The sequence below is a fragment of the Mesonia profundi genome (assembly GCF_031085155.1).
Lineage (GTDB): Bacteria > Bacteroidota > Bacteroidia > Flavobacteriales > Flavobacteriaceae > Mesonia > Mesonia profundi.
The window spans coordinates 17,113-38,929 of the sequence record NZ_JAVHUL010000004.1 but is presented as its reverse complement, the minus strand read 5'-3'; the positions used below and the strand labels follow the sequence as shown (position 1 = coordinate 38,929).

Below are 21,817 nucleotides of genomic sequence, written 5' to 3'. Positions count from 1 at the left end.
CTTCGGTACGGGCGGGTCTTGGTTCTTTATCGAAAATGATATATATTAACCTCTTAACCAAGCTTCACGCAATTGCACACGTGCATCTGTTGCTGGCAAATCTAAAGGTTTGTAACTCGTTTTCATTAAAGTGGCCGGGGAAACTTTTCCTTTTAAGGTCATTTCTTTTCCATCTCTATCAATAATCATCTCAAGCTCATCTCCTTCTTTCCAACCTTGAGAAGTCATAATTAATGCATAAGCATTATCAATCGTATATTCGGTTCCATTAATCGACTTAATGATGTCACCTCCTTCTAACTTCATTTCTTTTAAGAAAGAATTAAGGGCGATTCCCTTACGAACAAAAATAGCTTTAGTCTCTGCACTTCCATCAATAAACGGTACTTGTCCATTTAAGAAATACCCCGACTTCACTTCTTGCTCTGTTTTTTCTACGCCTACTTTAGCAAAGAAATCTTGATAAGGAATAGGAGTTGTTCCGCTCACATATGTCGTTAAGAAGGTACTTACTTCTGGGTAACTTAAGGCTACGATATCATCAAATAATTCATCATCTTTAAAAGGATTGTCTTTTCCGTATTTAGCACTTAATTTCTTCATTAAGTCTAAAATCCCCATTTTTCCTTCGCTTAACTCTCTTAAACGAATGTCTAATGTCATTCCTATTAAAGCTCCTTTTTGATATACGTTGTAGTAACTAGGCTCATATTTATCATCCAAGATATTCTCGCTCAATTCCGTAAAGGGCATCGTATCATCAAAACTTCTAGAAGAAGCTATTTTCTCTGCCATTCTTTCGTAAAACGCAACATCTTTAATTAAACCTTGATTTACTTGAAATAAATTTGCAAAGTACTCGGTCACTCCTTCATACATCCATAAATGTTTAGACATTTTTGGATTGTTGTAATCAAAATAGTGAACCTCGTCTGAATGTACGCTTAACGGAGTAATAATATGGAAGAACTCATGAGAAACCACATCTTTCATCGACTCATTTAAAGCCTCTAACGGCATCGTTTCTGGCAAAACTACAGAGGTTGATGTGTGGTGTTCTAAAGCTCCAAAACCTTTAGCATCGGTTTTTTGCATGTCTGCCAAATACAATAAAATAGCATACATATCGGTATTGTCAATATCTCCTAAGAATCTCTTTTGAGCTTCTAATATTTTAGACATATTAGGCTTAATCGATTCTGCCGTATGTACTCCATTAGGAGAATACACATCTAGAATCACCTTCATATCTCCTAGTTGAAAATCTACACTCTCTGAGGCCGAATACATAATAGGATTATCAGTGATTTCAAAATAACGACTCGCTGCATATTCGTCTATCGTTGCGTCGCCTTCAGGCTTTGAAACTAAGCTAGATTTCAAAGAAGTTCCTGCTACAAGAGCATTAGGTCTTTTTACCAATAATTGATAAGGCGTTTCTGTTAATCCATCAAAGTAACCTACGAATGCGTGAAGATTCAGCATAAAATTTTCGTTGGCAGCGATATTGGTTCCTGCTGGAGAAAACACACCTTCTTCACCTTCAACGTCAAAAGAATCGTTTACCCAATAGGTAACTTTATCCAATTGGGTCGCATCTGCAATCTGCCAAGAATTTTCGTCCAATTTGGTAACGCTCAAATTTTCTCCTTTATAGTTGTAAGCTTTTAAATTCTCGATAAATTTTCCGTAGTTATCGGCAGAATAGGTTCCTGGAACTGTTTTCGGAATGTAAAACACAATCGTTTCCTTATCAATTTTCCCAGGATCAACGCTCACCATCACCTTATCGTCTTGTATATCTACCAAATCGATATTGGTTACAATAGTGTCGTTTTCTGCTGTTTTTACTGCGGTACTCTTACACGAGAATAGCGCAAAAGCTAAAGCCGCAGTATAAATCATTTTTTTCATGTAGTATGGTTTTTTAATAAGACTCCTCTTTCAGGCAAATGTTACATTTTTAAGTAAAAAAATACAAAAATTAGTCTTCATCCAATTTAGCTTAAAATGCTATCTTTACCTTTGCAAAAAAATGATTCAATGAGAAATATTCTTTTTATCCTTTACGGAATTGTGATCTTCTCCTTTTCGGGATGTAAATACCAAAATAAAAATACGAAAGTACCTTTAGCAGTTTCTAAAATTGAAGGAAAACAGCTTTCTATAGAAAAGTCCCTGACCGAAGATGAAGAAATCAAGACTTTTGTCGCTCCCTATAAAGACCGCATTAAAGATGAAATGAATAAAGTCTTGTCTTACACGCCCAACACACTTTCTAAATTTAATGGAGAATACAATACCGCTATAGGAAATATGATGGCCGATGCGCTTTTAGAAATCACTAACCCCGTGTTTCATCAACGTACAGGAAAAAATATAGATGCGGTTTTACTCAACCACGGCGGAATTAGGTCTAGCATCAACCGCGGCGATATCACCACCAAAACTGCTTATAACATTATGCCATTCGAAAATGAAGCGGTCGTAATCGAATTAAAAGGAACACAGGTTTTAAAAATGTTTGAATACCTTTCTAAAAGTGAGGTGGCGCACCCTGTCGCCGGAATGCAGTTAACTTTAACTGAAGACAATCAAATAAAAACCGGACGTATACAAGGAAAAAAAGTAGATCTCAACAAATCTTATTTTATCGTCACCAACGACTACCTGATGGATGGAGGCGACCATATGAACTTTTTTGCCATACGCGAGAGTGAAACTTACCTAGACTATAAACTACGTAATGTTTTTATCGATTATTTTAAAAAACACGATACCATTAATCCTGTTCGCGATGAGCGTTTTATAAAACAATAAGCCATGAAAAGAAGAGATTTTATACAGAAAACAGCCGCAGCAGGAATTTTTACAGGAATAGGTGGCACCGCTTTACTCAGCAGTTCTTTTGCTTCCGCGGAAGCGAAACACATCACCATTTTACATACCAATGATGTACACAGTCATATTGATCCTTTTCCTACCAGTGATGACAGCTACCCTGGGCAAGGAGGCGTAGCCAAACGCTATACGCTGATTAAAAACATTAAAAAAGAGAATCCCAATGCCTTAGTTTTGGATGCGGGAGACATTTTTCAAGGAACGCCCTATTTCAACTTTTATGGTGGCGAATTGGAGTTTAAACTGATGAGCAAACTGGGTTATGATGCTGCAACCATAGGGAATCACGATTTTGACAATGGGATTGGTGGCTTACACGCACAATTACCAAATGCAAAATTCAACTTATTGAATGCCAACTATGATTTTTCGAATACCGTTCTCGACGGACAAATAAAACCGTACCAGGTTTTTCATAAAGGCGGAGTGAAAATTGGAGTATTTGGAGTAGGAATACAGCTACAGGGCTTAGTGAGCAAGAAAATGTATAAAGAAACCGTCTATCACGATCCCGTAAACATTTCTCAAGACATCGTGAAAAAGCTCAAAGAAACTGAAAAATGTGATTTAGTGATCTGTCTTTCTCATTTAGGTTATAGCTATGAAAGTGATAAAATAGACGATTTAAAATTAGCTTCTCAAACCAAAAACATCGATTTAATTATTGGCGGACATTCTCACACCTTTTTAGAAAAACCCACCGTCACTAAAAACGCTGAAGGAAAAGAAGTACTCGTTAATCAAGTAGGTTGGGCAGGAATTATGCTAGGCCGTATCGATTTCTATCTGGACCATGCCAATAAAGTCAATGGAAAAGGCGCGAGTATCTTGGTGTAGAATTATAAAACTTTCATTTTAAAGAAGAAGAAACTATTTCACTTGTCAAAAACGTAACTATTATTTTTACAACTCAAATTATTCTTAAACTTTTAATACTTCACATTTGGATAGAATTATACTAGAACACCGGTTTAACACCCATCAAAAGTTAGTTATACTACTCGGAATTGGATTCCCTCTAATTATTACCTTTATAACATTATGCTCTCTCATACCATTAATGCACTTTGTGATTTTTTTATTTTTACTGATAAATCTTTTACTATATGGCATCTTGGTAGCTATCGCTTTTTTAAAAAGAGGTTTTTATAAAAAGAATGCCAAGCTATATAAAGCTTCTTTTTTCTATACTAAGCTAATTTTCAAGTCGAAGATTAGTCTCGTCAACCGACCCAAACTAGCCATTTTAAAATTTAAAAAATCTCAAAAATACGCTTGGTTTAATGTTGCTAATCCAGACATGACCTCCTCATTTAATGCATTTGAAATAAACATTTTAAGCGAAAACCACACTCAAAGAGATTGTATCCTTATTCTGAAAAATGAAGATAATGCCAATAATGCCGTAGAATTTCTAAGCAGTAATTTTCCATTAAAACTTGAAATGTTTAATCCAGATTTTTCTAAAGGTACTCCGTAGGAAGTAGTTTTTTGAGGATTTTACCCTTCCGTCATTGCTTTGCAATGCCATACTTCGTGTTCTCGCCAGAATGAATTCTTTCGGGCTGGCGCTCAGCACAGGCTCTTCCTTTAAATAAGAGAAGGAACTTTTAAAATTAATAAAGCTCCTGTTTAAAAAAGATAGAAACGAATTGAAAATCACTCTTCAACACTAGATCAAAAGCTCCCCTCCTTATTTTGAAGGAGTGGGAAGTTTCCGCTTGTGGAAACGGGGGTGGTTATTCTCCCCCACTAAACTCTACCATCTCCAAAAACTCATCTTCAGAGATAATCTTCGTCCCTACTTTTTCCGCTTTAGCGAGCTTACTGGGTCCCATACTTTCTCCAGCTACCAAATAATTTGTTTTTGCCGAAATAGAACCAGTCACTTTACCTCCGTTATCTTCTATTAATTTCTTAAGTTCCTTTCGAGAAACTTTTCCAAACACTCCCGAAATGACAAAGGTATTTCCTTGTAGCTTATCAGTGAGACCTTCCAAGTCTTCTTCAGAAATCGCCAATTGAAGTCCGTAGTTTTTGAGTCGGTTGACGGTGGCTCTGTTTTCTTCCACTTCAAAAAAGTGAACCACACTCTCGGCGATTTTCTCTCCTATTTCTTCAACATTAATCAAGATTTCCTGTGAAGCTTCCGCTAAGGCATCAATACTTTTAAAATATTTAGCCAATTTTTTAGCCACCGTTTCTCCCACATATCGAATTCCCAAAGCGAATAAAACCCGCTCAAACGGAATGCTTTTAGAAGCCTCTATTCCGCTAATGAGATTATCTGCCGACTTCTCTGCCATCCGTTCCAGCGGAAGTACTTCTTCTCTCTTCAACTCGTAAAGATCGGCGTAATTTTCAATGAGTCCTTCTTTGACAAGCAAAGCCACGGTTTCACCGCCAAGACCTTCAATATCCATCGCTTTACGCGAAATGAAATGCTGAATCCTACCTACAATCTGCGTGGGGCAACCCGTCGCATTGGGGCAGTAATGCTGTGCTTCTCCTTCTTGCCGCACCAATTCGGTTTCACATTCTGGACACTTGGTAGCGTATTTTGTAGGTTCTGAAGCTGGATCGCGCTGAGTAAAATCTACGCCCACAATCTTGGGAATGATCTCGCCACCTTTTTCTACGTAAACGGCATCGCCAACGCGAATGTCTAGTTTTTCAATTTGATCTGCATTATGTAACGAAGCTCGTTTTACAGTAGTTCCCGCTAACTGAACTGGCTTTAAATTCGCCACTGGCGTAATGGCGCCAGTTCTTCCTACTTGGTAGGTAATACTTTCTAAAATCGTTTCTTCTTGTTCAGATTTAAACTTGTACGCCATCGCCCAACGTGGCGCTTTGGCAGTAAATCCCAATTCTTCTTGCTGACGCAGGTTATTTACTTTAATCACCACGCCATCGGTTTCATAAGGCAAATCGTGCCTATGCGCATCCCAATAGTTTAAAAAAGCTTCCACTTCTTCCATTTGAGAAGCCAATTGCGCCTCTTTGGGCACTCTAAATCCCCATTCTCTTGCTTTTTGCAAACCTTCAAACTGAGTTTTAAAAGGTAGATTTTCACCAATCACACTGTATAACAAACACTCTAAGGGTCGCTTAGCCGTCTCACTGCTGTCTTGTAGCTTTAAGCTCCCCGAAGCCGTATTGCGAGGATTCGCATAAGGTTCTTCTCCGTTTTCTACGCGTTCTGCATTGAGCTGCGCAAAACCTTCGTAAGGCAAAACAACCTCTCCCCTAATCTCAAATTTTTGAGGATAATCCCCCTTTAATTGTAAAGGTACAGATCGAATGGTTTTTATATTATTGGTGACTTCATCGCCTTGCGTACCGTCTCCTCGGGTTACAGCTCTCAATAATTTTCCGTCTTCGTAGGTTAAACTTATGGAAGCACCATCGTATTTCAATTCGCAGGTATATTCTACTTCTCCATCACTCAATTTCTCAATACGCTTTTCCCAATCCTCTAAATCTTCTTTAGAATAAGAATTAGCCAGCGAATACATTCTATTTTCGTGAACGACAGTAGGAAAATTCTTCGTTACCGTTCCGCCAACGCGTTGGGTAGGCGAATTTTCATTCTTGAATTCGGGGTGCGCGGCTTCTAATTCTTGAAGTTTCTCCAGCATTTGATCAAACTCATAATCTCTTATTTCTGGCTTATCCAGCGTATAATAATTATAATTATGCTGGTGTAATGCTAATCTTAGTTCGTTTATTTGCTGTTCTGCCGTCTTCATATCAAGGAAATTAAAAGCTATTCAAGTAAAGGTTTAAGTGAGGGTTATCTTAAGTTTGATCTTCTTCATTCATCCATTTCGCCTCATGGGTAGATTCATATTTTTCCATTTTATCTAAGAGCACTTCCACCGCATCTGAAACCACTATCAAATCTAAATTTTCTTTTTTCAATAAACCTTTAGTGACCATGTTGTTAAACATCATCAATAAATCGTTGTAGTAACCTTCAGTATTTAGAATGCCGATGGGTTTTTTATGCAATCCCAATTGTCCCCAAGTGACAATTTCAAAAAACTCTTCTAAGGTTCCAAATCCTCCCGGAAGCATGATAAAACCATCACTCATCTCATGCATTTTCAGCTTACGCTCGTGCATATCTTGCGTTGTAATCAATTCGGTTAAATCGCGATGTACAATTTCTTTGGTTTTTAAAAACTCCGGAATAACGCCGTAAACGAGTCCGTCGTTGTCCAAAGCACCATTTGCCACTTGCCCCATTAAACCGAGTTTGCTTCCGCCAAACACTACATCAATATTTTTATTGGCTAAGGCACGCCCCATTTCATAAGCCTGATTGTAAATATATTCATCGTTGCTATCACCGCTTCCGCAGAAAACAGCGATACTATTGATATCATTTTTTGAATCGGAATGCTTTGTTGTACTCATACTTAATTTAACTTTTTGGGGTTATAAAATAGCTTTGATCATTCTTGATTTGTCAAAAATATCATTTTTTATTTCGATAAAAGAGAAACCTATTTCATTTAATAATTCTTCTGTTTCTTTAGCGAGGTATTCGTTAATTTCAAAATACAATACTCCTTTTTCTGACAAAGCTTTATAAGCCAATTGGGCTATTTTTCTATAGAAAATTAAGGGATTTTCATCTGAAACAAATAAGGCTAGATTGGGTTCGTGCTTTAACACATTTTCTTGCATCATTTTCTTTTCCAGTTCTCGCACGTAAGGCGGATTGGAAACGATCACCTCAAATTTGGCATCTAATTTTTCTGTTTTTAAAATGTCTTGCTGTAAGAATTCGACCTCCACCTTATTGAGGTTGGCGTTTTCTTTGGCGGTTTTAATCGCTTCCGCGGAAATATCTATAGCACTTATTTCTGCTTGCGGAAGTGATTTTGCCAAGCTGATAGGAATGCAACCACTCCCTGTTCCTATATCTAAAATCCTGAAGGCTTCTTTCTTATCTTTCAAATCTTCCACCATCCAAGCTACCAACTCTTCGGTTTCTGGACGCGGAATTAATACGGAAGGATTCACTTTTATTAAACATCCATAAAACTCGGTTTCTCCCACAATATACTGAATGGGTTCGTAGTTTTTTAACCGACTTGTAGCTATTCTAAAACGTTCCATTTGCTGTGTATGGACTTCTTTTTGAGGATCTAAAGCCATTTCTAAGCGAGAAATATTCAATTCACTTTGGGTAAGCCAAAAGAAAAAGCTCTCTATTTCTGTCGCAGGATACTGCTCATTTAATTCCGTAAAGAAATTTAATTTTAGTTCTTGTAAAGTCATTCTAAAATTCGTTTAACATCCAAGTGGTACAACTAAAATGTCCTGTATTGCCCAAACGCTCTTCCAAATAAACAAACCCGGATTTCTGATAGAGTTTTTGCGCCGCAAGCATAGAAGGCAATGTTTCTAGATAACACTTTTTATAATTTGCAGCTTGAGCAAAATCTAAACATTTCCTCATCATTTGCATTCCTAAACCTTTTCCTCGTACTTCCTGTAAAAAATACATCTTTTGCAATTCGCAAATCACGCTACTTCCCTCCAAAGAAGCGATTCCTGCACCGCCATAAATTTTTACCCCATCAGTCAACACAAAATAAGCCGAGCTTTCTTCTTGGTAAAATTCATATAAAGCATCTAGATTTTCATCTTCGTAAGCGGTTCCCGTTTTGGGGGCATTATTTTCGATGAGCACCGCCCTAATCATCTCTGCCACAAAAGGATTGTCTGCTTTTTGAATAGGTCTTATTTTTAGGTGTTCCATTCTAAATTTTTCATGCTATTTTTGAAGTGTGAAAATACACGAAAAATATATAAAACGCTGCATTCAACTGGCTAAAAATGGACTGGGAACTACCTATCCAAATCCACTGGTGGGCAGCGTAATCGTTTATAAAGACCGCATTATTGGAGAAGGTTGGCACCAAAAAGCCGGTGAAGCACACGCCGAAGTTCGTGCGATTCATCAGGTGAAAGATGCATCCCTACTTAAAAAGGCAACGATTTATGTAAGCTTAGAGCCTTGCAGTCACTTTGGAAAAACTGCACCTTGTAGTGATCTCATCATCGCCAATGGCATTAAAAAAGTGGTTATTGGCACTATAGATCCCTTTGCTAAAGTCGCAGGAAAAGGAATTCAGAAACTAATACAAGCAGGTTGCGATGTGGTGGTTGGCGTGTTAGAAAACGAATGCCAAGAGCTCAACAAACGTTTTTTTACTTTTCATCAAAAAAAACATCCTTATCTTATTTTAAAATGGGCCCAAACCAAAAATGGATTTATGGCTCCAAAAACGCAAAACCTTCGCGAACCAGTTTGGATTAGCAATCGCTACAACAAGCAATTGGTACATAAATGGCGTAGTGAAGAGCAAGCGATTTTGATAGGCACGCAAACTGCGCTGAAAGATAATCCCCAACTCAACACCCGACTTTGGAAAGGAAAATCGCCTTTACGACTGGTTATCGATAAAAACTTAAGCATTCCCAAAGATAGCAAGCTGTACAATGCAGAGGTGAGAACTATTTTCCTTACTGAAAAAGAAGCAGGAGACTCAGAGAATATAGAGTTTAAGACCTTAGATTTTAGTCAGAATATTATTCCACAGCTGTGTGATTATTTATATAAACTGGGCGTACAGAGTGTGATTGTAGAAGGTGGAGGAAAAACTTTAGAAGCTTTTATTGCGCTTGGTTATTGGGATGAAGCTCGCATCACACAAAACGAAGCTGAATGGAAAGAAGGAATTTCAGCCCCAGTATTAAAAGGAAATATGACAAAAGAAATAAAGCTTCAAGATAATTTAGTCCGCTATTATGAACCCAAATAAAGAAAAAACTTCAGCTTTAAGCGCTTCTTCAGAAGCCTTAGAAATTCCTTCTGCCAAGAAAATAAAAACCTTGCTTTTTGATTTTGGCGATGTGTTTATCAACCTAGATAAATCCGCGACAGCGAAGAAATTAGTCGAGTTTGGCTTAGAGGATTTTGATGCAGAAATGATTTTGCATAACCAAAGCTACGCAGTAGGGAATATCAACTCCAACTCGTTTATTTCGTATTATGAAAACAAGGTGCAAAACGCTTCCGCGGAAGCGATAACAAAAGCTTGGAACGACATTTTATTAGACTTTCCGCAACATCGCTTGGCATTTCTAAAGAAATTAAAAGAAAAAGGAGATTTTCAATTGATTTTATTGAGCAACACCAATGATTTACACATTTCTTGGGTCAAAGAAAATGTTGATTTTTATGAAGAATTTAAAAACTGCTTTGATGCGTTTTACCTTTCGCACGAAATAAATTTGCGCAAACCCAATGGGAACATCTATGAATTTGTTTTAAAAAAACACCACCTCAAACCCGAAGAAGTTTTATTTATAGACGACACCCAAGAAAATACTGATGCGGCAAAAAGATTGGGAATAAAGGTTTGGAACATCAATCCAGCCACCGAAGATATGACCAGTTTGTTCACCACTAATCAGCATTTATTTTGATTTATCTCTTACTAAGTATTTTATCTTCCAGCCTTATTTATGTGGTTTTTAAACTGCTAGATAAGTTTAATATTCGAGTTCCTTACGCCATAGTTGTCAACTACTTAACCGCGGTGGTCGCTGGATATTTGGGACATTCTAAGAGTTTTAATGTGGAAACCATTACTTCTGCCAGTTGGTTTTGGGGCGCATTGGTTTTAGGAGTTCTTTTTATCACCGTGTTTAATTTGATGGCGTTAACGACAAAAATCAACGGACTTTCGGCCGTATCTGTCGCCAGTAAAATGAGTCTATCGATTCCCATCGTTTTTGTTATTTTTTATTATAATGAATCGGCGAGTGCTTTAAAAATTATAGCTATTGTTTTGGCGTTGATTGCGGTTTATTTGGCTTCCGTAAAGGATAAAAAAGGGATTTCTCTACAAAAAGGATCTATCATTTTTCCTGTACTCGTCTTTTTTGGAAGCGGAATCATAGAAACAGGAATCAAATTTTTAGAACAAAATTATGTTGCCAAAGACGATGTCGCGCTTTTCTCTATGACCTTATTTGTTTTTGCTTCCATTATTGGGATTGTAGTAAGCCTCTATTTATTGCTTGTAAAAAAAATAAAATTTACTTACAAAGAGCTCCTTGGCGGAATTGCTTTAGGAATTCCTAATTATTATTCTGTTTATTTCTTTATTCAGGCGTTGCGAGGAGATTTGGACAGCGCTACGGTTTTTTTAATCAACAATGTCGCCATTGTCATGCTTTCTACCCTCTTGGGAATTGTCTTGTTTAAAGAAAAAATATTAAGAAAAAACTGGATTGGTATTGCGTTGGCGGTGGTTAGTCTTATTTTAGTGGCATTAACAACGCAATAGATTTGGAAAAAGACATTTACAAAACCATTCATCAAGCCGGCGAAGAAGTTTTATTTAAGGATAAAGGAAGTAAATTCTTTGGCTACGCTTTCCCCGTTAAAACCGAAGACGAAGTAAAAGCTCATATAGAAGATTTAAAGACGAAACACCACCAAGCGAGACATTGGTGCTACGCTTGGCAATTAGGTAAGAATTATGAGCATTACAGGGCCAATGACGATGGCGAGCCTTCTAACTCTGCCGGAATGCCTATTTACGGTCAGCTGCAATCTTTTGAGGTGACCAATATTCTCATCGTTGTGGTGCGTTATTTTGGCGGAACTAAGCTTGGCGTAGGCGGATTAATCACTGCCTACAAAACTACGGCGCAAATGGCTTTGGAAGCTTCAAAGATTCTAACCAAAACCATCGACGTAGAATATGAGATCTCTTTTGATTATCCAAATATGAATAAAGTCATGCGAGTAATCAAAGAAAAGAACCTACACGTAAAAAATCAGGTTTTAGAACTCGATTGTAAAATTTATCTTTTAATTAGAGAAAAAGAAGCCGAATCCATTTTTGAAAAATTTGACAGCATTTACGGAATTAAAATCAAAGAAGTCGAATAATTTTTAAAGATTAAGTTTTTCTAAAATATAATCTGGACACCTCATGGGTTTTCTAGAATTGATATCTACAAACACCAAAACCGTATAGGCAGTTGCTAACAATTTTTCTTCCTGATTGTAAATTTTATAGTTGAACTCAATCTTCACATCAGGTATCTTTATTAAGATTGTTTCTACCCTTAAAATATCATCAAATTTTGCCGGGCGTTTAAATTTAAAATTCATTTCATAAACTGGAAGCATTACCCCGCTCTCTTCCATTGACTTATAAGAAGTTCCAAACTGCTCTAACCAGTCACACCTTGCTAACTCTAGGTATTGGGCATAATTACCGTGATGAACTACTCCCATTTGATCGGTTTCTGCGTATCGTACTCGTATATTTGTGGAATGCCTTTTCATGTTATTTTTCGAATTAAGTCAATTAGTTTTTGTAAGTTTAAAAAGAATTTAAGTATGAGAATAAAATACCGAAAATTCAAGCGAAATTTTATTTTTTATTAGCTTTTTTGTTCACATATTTGTTGCTCCAAAATGAAGGTCTTTAAAACTTATTAAAGAAACATTCATTTTCATTATTTTAGATTATTAATTTATAAAAACATATTTTTAACATGGGTGAAACTGCGCAATCAGTTTGGGTAAAATGTCTTTCATTTATTCAAGATAATATTACTCCTCAAGCCTACAAAACGTGGTTTGAACCTATCAAAGCGGTAAAGCTTACTGATAACGCATTGAGTATCCAAGTACCTTCTAAATTCTTTTATGAATGGTTAGAAGAACATTACGTTAAACTTTTAAAAGTTTCTCTTACTAGAGAGCTTGGCGATAACGCCAAATTGGTTTATGTGATTAGAATGGAAAATACCTACGGCAACAAACAACCTTTTACAGAAAAAATACCAAGCTCCCAGCGAACTAGAATTTCTTCACAAGATATCGATAGTCCGTTAAGAAATAAAAGTCCAGAATTAAAAAATCCTTTTATAATTCCAGGAATCCGAAATGTAAAAATTGATTCTCAACTCAACCCCAATTATAGCTTCGATAATTTTTTAGAAGGTGATTCTAACCGATTGGCAAGAAATGCGGGGATGGCAGTTTCAAATAAGCCAGGAGGAACGTCTTTTAACCCTTTATTGGTCTTTGGAGGTGTTGGATTAGGAAAAACGCATTTAGCGCACTCCATTGGCGTAGAAGTTAAAGATAAGTATCCAGAGAAAACTGTTTTATATATTTCTGCAGAGAAATTTACGCAACAATATATAGAATCCGTTAAGAAGAATAATAGAAATGATTTTATTCATTTCTATCAAATTATAGATGTTCTTATTGTAGATGATATTCAATTATTATCTGGTAAAGCAGGAACACAAGATGTATTTTTTCATATTTTCAACCACTTGCACCAAAACGGGAAACAAGTCATTTTAACCAGTGACAAAGCTCCGGTAGATATGCAAGATATTGAACAACGCTTACTATCCCGATTTAAATGGGGACTTTCGGCAGAATTACAGCATCCAGATTTTGAAACTCGCGTTTCCATTATCAAAAATAAGCTGTATCGCGATGGCGTAGAAATGCCTGAAGATATTGTAGAGTTTTTAGCTAACAATATTAAAACCAACATTAGGGAGTTAGAAGGTGCTATCATCTCTTTAATTGCTCATTCCTCTTTTAATAAAAAAAATATTACCATTGAGCTGGCGAAGAAAATTGTTCAAAATTACGTTAAACACACCAAGAAAGAAGTTTCTATAGAATACATTCAAAAGGTTGTGAGTGATTATTTCCAAATGGACGTAGAAACACTTCAGTCAAAAACAAGAAAAAGACATATTGTACAAGCAAGACAGTTAGCGATGTTCTTCGCCAAAAAATTAACCAAAGCATCTTTAGCCAGTATTGGCACCCAAATAGGAAAAAGAGATCACGCTACGGTTTTGCACGCTTGTAAAACGGTGAACAACCTCTCTACCACCGACAAGCAATTCAAAAAATTTGTAGAAGACTTAGACAAAAAACTTACGCTTTAAGATGAAAACTAACGTACTCATGGTTTGTCTTGGTAATATTTGCAGGTCTCCTCTTGCAGAAGGCCTTTTAGCTTCTAAAGTGAATCCTGAAAATATAAAGGTAGATTCTGCAGGAACTTCAGGTTATCATATAGATCACAGTCCAGATAAGCGCTCTGTTGCTATTGCCAATTTGCACGAATTGGATATTTCGGAACAAAGAGGGCGTCAATTTGTTGCCGAAGATTTTGATCGCTTTGATTACATTTATGTGATGGATAATTCCAATTATGAAAATGTGATTAAATTAGCTCGAACTGAAGAAGATCAGCGAAAAGTAAATCTCATTCTCAATAAAATATTTCCTAAAGAAAATGTAGATGTACCAGATCCTTATTACGGAGGAGATCAAGGCTTTAAAAATGTCTACGATATGCTAGATGAAGCCACTTCTATAATTGCTAAAGAAATAAGTTAGCCCACATTTTTTTCGTATTCTTAAGGGACTTTAACTTCTTTTGTCATGAAAAATCTATTTCTTTAAACGGCAACTCCTACATTAACCAATTTATTTTTCAGTAAATGACAGCGACTATCAAAGGAAAATTATATTTATTACCAGCTCCCTTAGGGGAGAATGCCCATGCTGAAACCATGCCGATATCAGTAAAAAATAAAATCGAGGAGCTAAATTATTATGTTGCAGAGAACGAAAAAACGGCGCGACGATACATTAAAAGAATCGCACCAGATAAACCCCAACCCGAACTCAAATTCTGGATTTTAAATAAACATACCGAAACCAGTGAAATCCCTACTTTTTTAGAAGCTTGTATTAACGGAAATGATATGGGTTTGTTAAGCGAAGCAGGATGCCCTGGAATTGCAGATCCGGGTGCCGAAGTGGTGAGAATCGCTCATGAAAAAGGAATCCAGGTGGTACCGCTTGTAGGTCCGTCTTCTATTTTACTCACTATGATGAGTAGCGGTTTAAACGGACAAAATTTTGCTTTTCACGGTTATCTACCCATAGATAAGCACGAAAAGAAACAGGAAATTAAGCGATTAGAAAGAATTTCATTAGAACAAAATCAGGCGCAGATATTTATTGAAACTCCTTATAGAAATGAAAAATTTTTTGAAGATTTAAAACAAAACCTTCATCCCTCTACCCTACTTTGTATTGGTTGTGATGTGACCTTAACTACAGAGTATATTAAAACGCAATCTATTGCCCAGTGGAAAAAAACAAAGCCGGATTTACATAAAAAACCGGCTATATTTATTTTTCAGAAAGAGTAATTTAAAGCACTCCTTCGTATAATTTTCTTTTTACTATAGCTTTTGCTTTCCTATTGGGAGTTACAAAAGAAGTGTCGTACCCTTTAAATTTGTTAAGGTAATATTTAATACTGGTTCCAAAAGCATCAGAAAAACCTTGCACCCCACCACTTCTTAAATATTTTTTTACACTTCCAGGACCCGCTAAGTGAGCTGCAGCCAAAATACCAGATTCTGTGATTTCGACTCCATTCATAGTCTTTCCTACAGACCTAGCAATATCTTTACGTAAAATCCATTTATTTCTCGAAGCATTGGCATAAAAGGCAGCTTCTTGAAGTTCGGGATTGTTTAAAAAGGTTTTAGCGTCATAAATACCAATAAGGTGGAGAGTTCCAATCCCAAACTGGTATTTACCCAAATAACCAAATTGGTTGATGATTTGGTAATCACCCCTAGATTCTTTAAAGCCAACAGCTTCTTTAAAACCTAGGTAGCTCTTTTTTAGAACGGGATAAAAAATAGTTTCATCTACCTCGTCCAAAATTTCATCATTCATTTTTACCGTGTAAGCCTCTGGTAAATTCATAGTACTCACACTTGCAGTAATAGCTTCTTCTTTATTCGAAAAACTTAAAAAAATCACTGCTCCAATTGCTGGTAACATTGATATTTTTGCGATTTTTTTCTTCAAATCAACTTTTTTCTAAAGGACTTTTATAAGTCATATGACCGCCTTTAATTTTGCGGTGCAAATATACGATAAGTTTCATATAGCAAACAAGTGAAATGTTAAAGTTTCTTAAATACTAAACTCAGGTATAAGCTACTGTTTTTTAATCAATTAAGAAGAAAATCGACAGTAAAAACGCCTGCTTTCCAACCAGATCTCTTCAAAAAACCTTCTTATAAACTGTCATTTTCTTAAAAAATTTATCATTTATTTATGATCTATAGTAGCAATTTGCCTCTTTAATATGTGCTGTTTATGCTTAAATAGACTCATCAAATTAGCCTATATTTGTCCAAATTTCCAAAAGATGTGCAAACACTTTTTTCTTCTGTTAAGCTTAACTTTCTTTCAAGTTGGCTTTTCTCAAAACTATAGCGTCTCTGGAGTTGTTAAAAACACTGAAGATAATTTTCCTGTTTTAGGTGCGAATGTAAGTATTGAAAACACACCTAAAGGAGATGTCACCGATTTAGACGGAGCCTTTTCTATTCAGTTAAAAGAAGGTGATTACATACTCTTAGTTAGTTATTTAGGTTTTAAGGAATACGCTCAAAAGATTAAAGTTGATAAAGACCTCTCCATAAACATTCTGCTAGAGCCAGAATCCCAGAGTCTAGAAGAAGTGATCATCACCAAAACCAATGACCGCCTAAAGCTAAAAAAACCTCAAATGAGCGTGAATAAAATCACGACTAAAGACATTGCAAATATTCCCTCGGTTTTAGGAGAAGCCGATATCATAAAAGCCATCACGCTTTTACCCGGAGTCACTAACAGCAGCGAAGGCGCAGGAGGATTTCATGTAAGGGGCGGCGCTGCAGATCAAAACCTGGTTTTGTTAGATGGCGCAAGCATTTATAACGATTCCCACCTCTTCGGGATTTTCTCGATTATGCATCCAGGCGCCGTAAAAGACCTGACCTTATATAAAGGAGGAATTCCCTCCAAGTATGGCGGGCGAGTTTCCTCGGTGTTAGAAATAAATCAAAGAAAAGGTAATTTTGATCAATTAAATATTGATGGTAGTATTGGTTTGGTGAGTAGCAAACTACTCTTTGAGGGTCCTATTAATAAAGGTAAAACTTCATTTTTAGTAGCGGGAAGAAGTTCTTATGCACATCTTTTTTTAAAGTTGATTGACAACCCTAATTCTGCTTATTTTTACGATATCAATACCAAGTTAAGCCATATTTTCGACGAGAATAATGAATTGGAGTTTTCAGGATATTTTGGTCGGGATGTCTTTAATATCAACGATAGTTTTAAAAATACCTATGGCAGCTCGGTCGCTAAAATAGATTGGACACACCGCTTTAATGAAAACACCAATTCTAAACTCTCTTTAGGATTATCTGATTATTATTTTGGACTCACCCTAGATTTTATAAGCTTTAACTACAACAGTGGGATTCGGGATTATTCCTTAAGGTACCAACTAAACAGCAAATTATCAGATAAGATTGACCTAGAATATGGCGTACAGAGCAATTATTACAGTTTTAATCCCGGCTATATAGAACCCTCTAATGAGAATGCGGGCATCATAAAAGAACAGTTTACTAAAAAATATGCGTGGCAGAATGCTTTTTACGCTTCCGCGGAACAAAAATTTACTGAGAAATTGACTGTAAATTACGGTCTACGACTTAATCTTTTTAGCCGTTTAGGACAAGAGGAGGTGAACCTTTACGAAAACGGAAATCCGTTAGTATTTAATGAAAACCTTCAGATTTACGAAAAAGCACCTATTATAGGAACAGAGAATCAGTCTAGAAGCGATTTCGCTAAAACCTTTGTGAATTTAGAGCCAAGAATATCAATAGCCTATCAACTCAACGAAAAGAGTTCCGTTAAGGCCAGTTATCAATTCATCAATCAGTATTTACACCTTATTTCTAACACCGATGCTCCTACTCCCCTTGACATTTGGGCGCCCAGCGGAAAATATATTCAACCACAACAATCACATCAATACGCCTTAGGGTATTTTAGAAAATTTGAAGTATTCGATTTAGAAACCGAGATTTTTTATAAAAGTATCGACAATAGACTCGATTATATAGACGGTGCCGACTTAATTGCCAACGATGCCATTGAGCAAGTACTCCTTAGCGGAAGAGCTCGTGCTTACGGTATTGAAATCTTGCTAAAAAAGAATGTAGGTAGGTTTACCGGTTGGTTGGCCTACACCTTTTCTAAATCTGAACAACAGACTCCAGGAAGAACTGCTAATGAAGCAGGCATCAATAACGGAAACTGGTACAGAACGGGTTGGGACAAACCACACGACATCTCCATTACAGGGAGTTACCAATGGAATTCTAAATGGAAATCAAACGCAAATTTTGTATTCCAAACGGGAAGACCAAGTACGTTTCCCAATGCCAAATATTACTTTGAAGGACAAACCGTCCCCGATTATGGTCCGCGTAACGCTAATCGATTACCCGCATACCACAGGTTAGATTTTTCTGCCATCTACACACCTAAACCCGAAAAAACTAAGGGATGGCAAGGCGAATGGGTATTTAGCATTTACAATGTTTACAATAGGAGAAATGCCGCTTCCATTAATTTTGGAAGAAACGAAGATAACGGAAATATAGAAGCGGTAAGATTGTCTATATTTGGGATTGTGCCTTCTGCTGCCTATCGTTTTAAATTTTAAGAAATGAAAAAATTATTCTTTTTACTGATTATCTTTCCAGCTTTTTTAGTGAGCTGTCAAGATGTTATTGAGGTAGATTTAGAAGAAAGAGCGCCTAAATTGGTGATTGAAGCTGTAGGAATTCAGCAAGAAAACGCTACTGAAGGACTATTAAAAGTTCTACTGTCTACGACCACTCCATTTTTTGAGACAAGCCCTTCTTATGTAAACAATGCACAAGTAAGTCTTTTGGTAAACGAGCAAGAATATGTGTTGAGTAATGAGTTCTCAATGACTTATATAGATACTATTCCTATGCTAGAAAACTCAACTTATACCTTAAGGATTGTTTATGATCAAGAAGTATATGAAGGAGAAACTGAACTTTATTCCACGGTTCCTTTTGATTATGTAGAACAAAGCACCAATAGCTTTTCTGAAGATTATACTGCCATTAATGCTTATTTCACTGATCCTCCAGAATTAGGAAATAATTATTATTTTTATTTTCAAGCGGCTGATTTTAACGCAGTATTTGATACCACTGATGATAAATTAATTAATGGGAATCAAGTTTCTACTTTTTATTCGGAAGAATTGCAAAGCGGAGATGTGGTTAATATAAAAATACAAGGCGTAAGCGCAAGGTACAGCACTTATCTTTCTACCGTTTTACAACAATCCAACGATTCCGGAAGTCCGTTTTCTACAGCATCGGCTTCTGTACGAGGAAATATGGTCAATACGACCACACCCAATAAGTTTCCATTAGGTTATTTTAGAATTTCACAAGAATACCAAACCACGTATACGGTAGAATAATATGGCAAAATTTATAAAAACTACAGAACAATCCAGTAATCACGAGCATTTAGAAAAAATGTCTTTAACAGAATTGCTCACTACTATAAATCAAGAAGACCAAAGTGTTCCTCTAGCAGTAGAAAAATCACTTCCGCAGATAGAAAAATTAACGCAACAAGTAGTTGCTAAATTGAAAGATGGAGGAAGATTATTTTATATAGGTGCAGGAACCAGCGGAAGATTAGGAATTTTGGATGCTAGCGAATGTCCGCCTACTTTTGGAGTTTCGAAAGAATTGGTGATTGGTATTATTGCAGGCGGCGAAAAAGCGATTAGGGATGCGGTAGAAAATGCCGAAGACAGCAAAGAACAGGCCGTTCTAGATCTCAAGAAGCATCAAATTTCGAGTACTGATGTTCTTATTGGAATTGCCGCTTCTGGCACCACTCCTTATGTGATTGGAGCGGTTGAATTTTGTAACCAACAAGAAATTATTACAGGTTGCATTACGTGTAATGCTGGAAGTCCCTTATCTTTGGTAGCTCAATTCCCCATTGAAGTGGTTGTAGGTCCAGAATTTGTGACGGGAAGTTCTCGTATGAAGGCAGGAACCGCTCAAAAGTTGGTTTTAAATATGATTTCTACCAGTACGATGATTCAGTTGGGACGTGTGAAAGGGAATAAGATGGTTGATATGCAACTGAGCAATGAAAAATTGGTGCAACGAGGAATTAAAATGATTATGGAAGCTACCAAGGTAACCCATAAGGTTGCCAGTGAGCAATTAGATTTCCACGGAAGTGTAAGAGTAGCAATTGAAAATATTAAGACACATGAAAAGAACTAATAAAGAAGTATTATTTAAGGGCGTAAGGTATTTGGCGGGAGCTTTACCGCTCATGTTTATAGGCCCTTCTGTTATCTATAGTGCTTTCAACAATAGAGAACATCCTTTATATGTTGCTGTTTTAATCTTGGGCATTCTGGCTTGTGGAGGCGCGATGTTTCTTATCTATAAAGGAATCAATACGATTATGAAAGCGATGTTTGATTCTTAATACCAATTAAGCTAGTATAAAAAAAGCTCCCAACTAGGGAGCTTTTTTTATACTATACTTTTAAGATCTCATTAATTGTTATCATATACAAATACGCCTGATTCAACCACAATCTCATTTCCAGCATTATCTTTTGCTGTAAAGTTAAAAGTACCTTCTAAAATACCTCCTACAGCCGAAGTAATGTCAATTTCTCCTGAATCAGCTACCGAATCGTAAGAGACAGCATCTAAAGTTACCATAGCAGAATAATCATTTAGGCTATCTGTAATAGAATACGTACCTACGTCAACATTATTAGGTAACGTAAGTTGTATATCTGTATCTAAATCATTGTCGAAAACAATAGCAAAGCTAGAACCCCCAGTTACGGAAGCCCAAGCAAATACGTTAGCTTCAAAAGCTTCTCCGTCTATTGTAGCTGTAGCCATATTAGGAGATTCTTCCGTAGAGAATTGAACATCTTCAAATACTCCGTTGGTCATCGCAATATCTGCACCTTCGCCTAAAGCTTCTTCTAAAGCTCCTGAGAACGTACCCGCAACTACGTTGTTATTCATATCTAAAGATGAAATGGTCAATGTACCAGAAACAGAGGAGTATACTGCACTTTCTTCATTTGTACTATCTACATCATATAAAATAAATCCTTCCGCTCCAGCGTCACTACCTAAAGTAAACGTTCCTACACTAGGATCAAAAATCTGGATTACAAACTGCTCATTTCCTACAAGAACCTGCATCGCAAGTCCGTCTTCATTTAAAACTGCTTGCACGTCATCATTGGCAAACAAATCTCCATCTAATTCTACCTCAAAAAGTGTATTAAGATCAGTAGGTGCTTCATCTGAAGTAAGTGAAATATTGGTAAAAATACCATTGGTCAAAGCTTTGGTTTCTACTAGGTCTTCTCCATTTTCATCTTCAACAGTATGGACTACAGAATAGCTAAAAGTTCCTGATGCCACTCCTGTTTGCATATCATAATCGGTGATCACTACTTCTGCACTCGTATCTTCATTATCGATCACGTAAGGGGTTTCACCTGCTACCGCATAACCTCCTGCAGCAATGCCTGAGCCAAAAGTATAGGTTCCTGTTCCACTTCCCATAAGACTTATCATTACCGAAGTTCCATTACTTTTTATTCCTGAAATACTAGTAACTCCATTTTGAGTAACCATTTGAGATTGATCTGCAGTAAAAGTAACTCCGTCAACATCTACTTGAAAGTTAGATTCTAAATTGGTACCTGGGTTGTAAGACTCAAACTCTCCTTCTAAAGGTTCATTATCACAACTCGCCAAGCTAATCACAGTTAAGATTAAAAAAAGACGTTTAAATAGGTTCATATTTTTCATTATAAAGTTATTTATTTGGGTAAGA

General features: G+C 36.6%; 22 protein-coding genes. 14 read left to right on the top strand and 8 right to left on the bottom strand.

Going from position 1 to position 21,817, the window contains the following annotated elements; genetic code table 11:
• Window positions 1–45: 45 nt before the first annotated feature.
• Entirely contained in the window at window positions 46–1,914 is a 1,869-nt protein-coding gene (locus tag RBU60_RS02430) for a M61 family metallopeptidase (RefSeq protein WP_308863066.1), read from the bottom strand.
• Between the two features lie 129 nt (window positions 1,915–2,043).
• Between RBU60_RS02430 and RBU60_RS02425 the strand changes: the two genes are divergently transcribed.
• The 3 genes from RBU60_RS02425 to RBU60_RS02415 all read left to right on the top strand — a co-directional run bounded on the left by RBU60_RS02425 (window position 2,044) and on the right by RBU60_RS02415 (window position 4,381).
• Window positions 2,044–2,820, top strand: a complete 777-nt coding sequence (locus RBU60_RS02425) for a 5'-nucleotidase C-terminal domain-containing protein (RefSeq protein ID WP_308863065.1) — start codon at window positions 2,044–2,046, stop codon at window positions 2,818–2,820.
• Between the two features lie 3 nt (window positions 2,821–2,823).
• Window positions 2,824–3,738: a bifunctional metallophosphatase/5'-nucleotidase gene (locus RBU60_RS02420; protein WP_308863064.1), complete on the top strand. Its 915-nt coding sequence runs from the start codon at window positions 2,824–2,826 to the stop codon at window positions 3,736–3,738.
• 232 nt (window positions 3,739–3,970) lie between these two features.
• Window positions 3,971–4,381 (top strand): hypothetical protein, encoded by a 411-nt coding sequence (locus RBU60_RS02415; RefSeq protein WP_308863063.1) that lies wholly within the window; start codon window positions 3,971–3,973, stop codon window positions 4,379–4,381.
• A gap of 259 nt (window positions 4,382–4,640) precedes the next feature.
• Here the strand turns inward: RBU60_RS02415 and ligA are convergent, their stop codons facing one another.
• From ligA to RBU60_RS02395, 4 genes are read right to left on the bottom strand one after another with little or no spacing between them, the layout of a single operon-like run.
• Complete coding sequence (gene ligA / locus RBU60_RS02410) at window positions 4,641–6,653, bottom strand: NAD-dependent DNA ligase LigA (RefSeq protein ID WP_308863062.1); 2,013 nt, start codon at window positions 6,651–6,653, stop codon at window positions 4,641–4,643.
• A gap of 49 nt (window positions 6,654–6,702) precedes the next feature.
• Window positions 6,703–7,323: an LOG family protein gene (locus tag RBU60_RS02405; RefSeq protein WP_308863061.1), complete on the bottom strand. Its 621-nt coding sequence runs from the start codon at window positions 7,321–7,323 to the stop codon at window positions 6,703–6,705.
• A gap of 21 nt (window positions 7,324–7,344) precedes the next feature.
• A complete protein-coding gene (prmC, locus tag RBU60_RS02400; RefSeq protein WP_308863060.1) occupies window positions 7,345–8,193 on the bottom strand; it encodes a peptide chain release factor N(5)-glutamine methyltransferase in 849 nt (282 codons plus the stop codon).
• A 1-nt stretch (window position 8,194) separates the two neighbouring features.
• Window positions 8,195–8,677 carry a GNAT family N-acetyltransferase gene (locus RBU60_RS02395; protein ID WP_308863059.1) on the bottom strand — a complete coding sequence of 161 codons (483 nt, stop codon included), beginning with the start codon at window positions 8,675–8,677 and terminating at the stop codon, window positions 8,195–8,197.
• Window positions 8,678–8,705: 28 nt separating this feature from the next.
• On the opposite strand from RBU60_RS02395, the gene ribD reads away from it, so the two are divergent.
• The 4 genes from ribD to RBU60_RS02375 are packed head-to-tail and all read left to right on the top strand — an operon-like array spanning window position 8,706 to window position 11,887.
• Window positions 8,706–9,743: a bifunctional diaminohydroxyphosphoribosylaminopyrimidine deaminase/5-amino-6-(5-phosphoribosylamino)uracil reductase RibD gene (gene ribD, locus RBU60_RS02390; RefSeq protein ID WP_308863058.1), complete on the top strand. Its 1,038-nt coding sequence runs from the start codon at window positions 8,706–8,708 to the stop codon at window positions 9,741–9,743.
• A complete protein-coding gene (locus tag RBU60_RS02385) occupies window positions 9,730–10,410 on the top strand; it encodes an HAD family hydrolase (RefSeq protein WP_308863057.1) in 681 nt (226 codons plus the stop codon). The genes ribD and RBU60_RS02385 overlap by 14 nt, the downstream gene beginning before the upstream one ends.
• Window positions 10,407–11,276: an EamA/RhaT family transporter gene (locus RBU60_RS02380; protein WP_308863056.1), complete on the top strand. Its 870-nt coding sequence runs from the start codon at window positions 10,407–10,409 to the stop codon at window positions 11,274–11,276. The genes RBU60_RS02385 and RBU60_RS02380 overlap by 4 nt, the downstream gene beginning before the upstream one ends.
• Window positions 11,273–11,887, top strand: a complete 615-nt coding sequence (locus RBU60_RS02375) for an IMPACT family protein (RefSeq protein WP_308863141.1) — start codon at window positions 11,273–11,275, stop codon at window positions 11,885–11,887. Before RBU60_RS02380 ends, RBU60_RS02375 begins: the two co-directional genes overlap by 4 nt.
• 3 nt (window positions 11,888–11,890) lie before the next feature.
• Here the strand turns inward: RBU60_RS02375 and RBU60_RS02370 are convergent, their stop codons facing one another.
• Entirely contained in the window at window positions 11,891–12,289 is a 399-nt protein-coding gene (locus RBU60_RS02370) for an acyl-CoA thioesterase (protein ID WP_308863055.1), read from the bottom strand.
• 212 nt (window positions 12,290–12,501) lie between these two features.
• Here RBU60_RS02370 and dnaA point away from each other — a divergent pair, with 212 nt between their 5' ends.
• From dnaA to RBU60_RS02355, 3 genes are all read left to right on the top strand, one after another.
• On the top strand, window positions 12,502–13,929 hold the full coding sequence (gene dnaA, locus RBU60_RS02365; RefSeq protein WP_308863054.1) for a chromosomal replication initiator protein DnaA: 1,428 nt from the start codon (window positions 12,502–12,504) through the stop codon (window positions 13,927–13,929).
• Between the two features lies 1 nt (window position 13,930).
• Window positions 13,931–14,386, top strand: coding sequence for a low molecular weight protein-tyrosine-phosphatase (locus RBU60_RS02360; protein ID WP_308863053.1), 456 nt, complete (start codon window positions 13,931–13,933; stop codon window positions 14,384–14,386).
• Window positions 14,387–14,490: 104 nt separating this feature from the next.
• Window positions 14,491–15,210: an SAM-dependent methyltransferase gene (locus RBU60_RS02355; RefSeq protein WP_308863052.1), complete on the top strand. Its 720-nt coding sequence runs from the start codon at window positions 14,491–14,493 to the stop codon at window positions 15,208–15,210.
• 1 nt (window position 15,211) lies between these two features.
• On the opposite strand, the gene RBU60_RS02350 is transcribed toward RBU60_RS02355, so the two are convergent.
• A complete protein-coding gene (locus RBU60_RS02350) occupies window positions 15,212–15,883 on the bottom strand; it encodes a peptidoglycan-binding protein LysM (protein WP_308863051.1) in 672 nt (223 codons plus the stop codon).
• 346 nt (window positions 15,884–16,229) lie between these two features.
• Between RBU60_RS02350 and RBU60_RS02345 the strand changes: the two genes are divergently transcribed.
• From RBU60_RS02345 to RBU60_RS02330, 4 genes are read left to right on the top strand one after another with little or no spacing between them, the layout of a single operon-like run.
• Complete coding sequence (locus RBU60_RS02345; RefSeq protein WP_308863050.1) at window positions 16,230–18,590, top strand: TonB-dependent receptor; 2,361 nt, start codon at window positions 16,230–16,232, stop codon at window positions 18,588–18,590.
• A gap of 3 nt (window positions 18,591–18,593) precedes the next feature.
• Entirely contained in the window at window positions 18,594–19,391 is a 798-nt protein-coding gene (locus tag RBU60_RS02340; protein WP_308863048.1) for a DUF4249 family protein, read from the top strand.
• 1 nt (window position 19,392) lies between these two features.
• Complete coding sequence (gene murQ, locus RBU60_RS02335) at window positions 19,393–20,220, top strand: N-acetylmuramic acid 6-phosphate etherase (RefSeq protein WP_308863047.1); 828 nt, start codon at window positions 19,393–19,395, stop codon at window positions 20,218–20,220.
• Window positions 20,207–20,431: a DUF6095 family protein gene (locus RBU60_RS02330; protein WP_308863045.1), complete on the top strand. Its 225-nt coding sequence runs from the start codon at window positions 20,207–20,209 to the stop codon at window positions 20,429–20,431. Before murQ ends, RBU60_RS02330 begins: the two co-directional genes overlap by 14 nt.
• Before the next feature lie 71 nt (window positions 20,432–20,502).
• On the opposite strand, the gene RBU60_RS02325 is transcribed toward RBU60_RS02330, so the two are convergent.
• Entirely contained in the window at window positions 20,503–21,792 is a 1,290-nt protein-coding gene (locus tag RBU60_RS02325) for a DUF6252 family protein (RefSeq protein ID WP_308863043.1), read from the bottom strand.
• Window positions 21,793–21,817 lie beyond the last annotated feature (25 nt).

Coding starts and splice junctions, on each gene's coding strand:
- RBU60_RS02430 (WP_308863066.1), bottom strand. CDS start 1,914: ATGAAAAAAATGATTTATACTGCGGCTTTAGCTTTTGCGCTATTCTCG.
- RBU60_RS02425 (WP_308863065.1), top strand. CDS start 2,044: ATGAGAAATATTCTTTTTATCCTTTACGGAATTGTGATCTTCTCCTTT.
- RBU60_RS02420 (WP_308863064.1), top strand. CDS start 2,824: ATGAAAAGAAGAGATTTTATACAGAAAACAGCCGCAGCAGGAATTTTT.
- ligA (WP_308863062.1), bottom strand. CDS start 6,653: ATGAAGACGGCAGAACAGCAAATAAACGAACTAAGATTAGCATTACAC.
- RBU60_RS02405 (WP_308863061.1), bottom strand. CDS start 7,323: ATGAGTACAACAAAGCATTCCGATTCAAAAAATGATATCAATAGTATC.
- prmC (WP_308863060.1), bottom strand. CDS start 8,193: ATGACTTTACAAGAACTAAAATTAAATTTCTTTACGGAATTAAATGAG.
- RBU60_RS02395 (WP_308863059.1), bottom strand. CDS start 8,677: ATGGAACACCTAAAAATAAGACCTATTCAAAAAGCAGACAATCCTTTT.
- RBU60_RS02385 (WP_308863057.1), top strand. CDS start 9,730: ATGAACCCAAATAAAGAAAAAACTTCAGCTTTAAGCGCTTCTTCAGAA.
- RBU60_RS02370 (WP_308863055.1), bottom strand. CDS start 12,289: ATGAAAAGGCATTCCACAAATATACGAGTACGATACGCAGAAACCGAT.
- dnaA (WP_308863054.1), top strand. CDS start 12,502: ATGGGTGAAACTGCGCAATCAGTTTGGGTAAAATGTCTTTCATTTATT.
- RBU60_RS02360 (WP_308863053.1), top strand. CDS start 13,931: ATGAAAACTAACGTACTCATGGTTTGTCTTGGTAATATTTGCAGGTCT.
- RBU60_RS02355 (WP_308863052.1), top strand. CDS start 14,491: ATGACAGCGACTATCAAAGGAAAATTATATTTATTACCAGCTCCCTTA.
- RBU60_RS02345 (WP_308863050.1), top strand. CDS start 16,230: ATGTGCAAACACTTTTTTCTTCTGTTAAGCTTAACTTTCTTTCAAGTT.
- RBU60_RS02340 (WP_308863048.1), top strand. CDS start 18,594: ATGAAAAAATTATTCTTTTTACTGATTATCTTTCCAGCTTTTTTAGTG.
- murQ (WP_308863047.1), top strand. CDS start 19,393: ATGGCAAAATTTATAAAAACTACAGAACAATCCAGTAATCACGAGCAT.
- RBU60_RS02330 (WP_308863045.1), top strand. CDS start 20,207: ATGAAAAGAACTAATAAAGAAGTATTATTTAAGGGCGTAAGGTATTTG.
- RBU60_RS02325 (WP_308863043.1), bottom strand. CDS start 21,792: ATGAAAAATATGAACCTATTTAAACGTCTTTTTTTAATCTTAACTGTG.